This window comes from Nocardia farcinica (assembly GCF_029867845.1).
Taxonomy (GTDB): Bacteria; Actinomycetota; Actinomycetes; order Mycobacteriales; family Mycobacteriaceae; genus Nocardia; species Nocardia farcinica_A.
Genome location: NZ_JARWRU010000806.1, coordinates 1 through 1,930 on the forward strand (window position 1 = coordinate 1; position 1,930 = coordinate 1,930).

A 1,930-nucleotide genomic window follows, 5' to 3' on the forward strand; every position below is an offset into this window, starting at 1 on the left:
CGGGCAGGTCGACGCCCGGCGTGAGCCCGACCTGCCCGCCGAACAGGTCGGCGACCCGGTCGAAGGTGACCACCACGAACCCGCTCTCGGCGATCGCGGTGGCGTAGCGCCGGTAGGCCTCCTGGCTCACGTTCACCCCGGAGGCGAACACCACCACCGGGTAGGGCGCGCCCACCGGATCGGCGGCGAAGACGCCGGTCAGCCGCTCGGCGTCGTCCCCGCGCACCTCGGCGGGGTAGTAGATCTTCAGATGCGCGGTGTCGAAGGGGCTCTCGCCGTGGGTGCGCGCCGACCACCACAGCGAGCGCACGACGCTCACGACAACCCCGGCCGGTCCAGCACCCGGTCCCCGCCCCACAACCCGCGGACCAGCCGCGCGGTCAGGTCGGCGCCGAACAGGCGCTCGCCCATGACGTTCGCCGGGTCGCGCTCGGCGATGTTGCGCCGGATCGCCAGATCGCGTGCCGCCAGCGCCGCGCGCTCCTCGGCGGGCACCGGCTCGGCCTCGTCCACCCAGCTCAGCCATTGGTCGACGCGTCCGCGCAGCACCTCGGCGACGGTGTCGAGATTGGGCCGGGTCGGTGGGAAGGAGTAGCAGTAGGCGGTGGGCGAGAGGCTGGACCGGATGAAGCCGGTGCGGCTGGTGAACCACACGAAATCCGGGTGCTCGGCCTTGAAGTCGAGCCAGGCGGCGTCGTTCGGCGCGTAGTAGGCGTCGAAGTAGTCGCCGTCGGCGACCAGGTCGCCGCGCGGGACGGCGTCGACGTAGAACCAGCCCTCCGGCCACAGCAGCATGGCGATGCCCAGGTGCGGCACCCGCACCTGCGGGCCGAGCCACAGCGTCAGGTGCAGGTTCACGAACCCCGACCGGGGGTCGCCGATCCAGGAGTGCACCAGCCAGTCCACCTCGGGACCGGAGTACGCGGCGAGGCTGCCGGAGGCGCCCGCCGGATCGCCGTAGCTCTCCAGCGGTTCGGTCGACGGATCGCGGGTCAGCGCGAAGCGCCGCGCCAGCCGATCCTTCAGATCGGTGAGCAGCGCGCGCCATTCGGTGAAGGTCTCGGTGACATCGGCGCGCGGCGCCTCGTCGACCATCTGCTCGACATGTCGGAGCGTTTCGCTCACCCTCTCACTCCGTTCCTGTAGTAGTGGCGGCGAGCGGACGGCGCGGGCGCCCGCCGACGAGATCGGTGCCCTTGGAGACCTGCCGGTTCACCGCCTGGGCGGGCCGGACGACGCCGCGCAGCCAGCGCTGCCCGGCGGTGGCCGCACCGACCTCGGGATGACTGATGACGCCGGTGAACGGGCCCTGCCAGCTCGTCCACAGCGTGAAATCGGGACTGAGCGCGAAACATCCGGCCCGGAACGCGCCGTCGGCGTCGAAGCCTGCGCTGACCACGTTGAGCCGGTTCTCCGCCGCGCGCTCCGGCAGGCCGAGCCGGTACTCCCAGGGTTCCGAGGGCGAGTGCGGCACGGCCACCACGTCGGCGTCGGCGACCACGGCCAGCCGGAACGATTCCGGCAGCAGCGCGTCGTCGCCGACCACGACGGCCAGCCGGCCCCACGGCAGGTCGAACAGGCGCAGTCCGTCGCCGAGTTCGGTGAGCCACGGGTGCCGTGCGGTCGCGTGCAGCTGTGGTTGCCGGCCTGCCACGCCATCGGCGGACACCAGCAGCCGTGGTGCGCGGGTCCGTCGCGCCGGGAGAACACCGCGTAGGCGTCGGTGCCCGCCAGCGCCGCGGACACCGCGTCGACGGTGATGGGCGCGAGTTCGGGCAGCACGATCAGACCGGCGCCGGACCGCGCGGCCTCCGCGATCAGCGCGGGCTCCGGCCGCCCCCCCGCCCCCCGCCGCGGCGAGGCGCCGGGCGGTGGGGTGCGTGCGCCGCAATAGCCGAGCGGGCCGGAGATGTCGGGCCTGCGCATGGCC

At 73.4% G+C, this 1,930-nt stretch carries 2 protein-coding genes and 1 pseudogene; all 3 read right to left on the bottom strand.

Going from position 1 to position 1,930, the window contains the following annotated elements; genetic code table 11:
- Window positions 1–319, bottom strand: a pseudogene (locus QH283_RS17605) (alpha/beta hydrolase); the annotation flags it as partial.
- Window positions 316–1,125 (bottom strand): oxidoreductase, encoded by an 810-nt coding sequence (locus QH283_RS17610; protein WP_280504080.1) that lies wholly within the window; start codon window positions 1,123–1,125, stop codon window positions 316–318. The pseudogene QH283_RS17605 and the gene QH283_RS17610, both read right to left, overlap by 4 nt.
- A 4-nt stretch (window positions 1,126–1,129) precedes the next feature.
- Window positions 1,130–1,669 (bottom strand): hypothetical protein, encoded by a 540-nt coding sequence (locus QH283_RS17615; RefSeq protein WP_280504081.1) that lies wholly within the window; start codon window positions 1,667–1,669, stop codon window positions 1,130–1,132.
- Window positions 1,670–1,930: the final 261 nt, after the last annotated feature.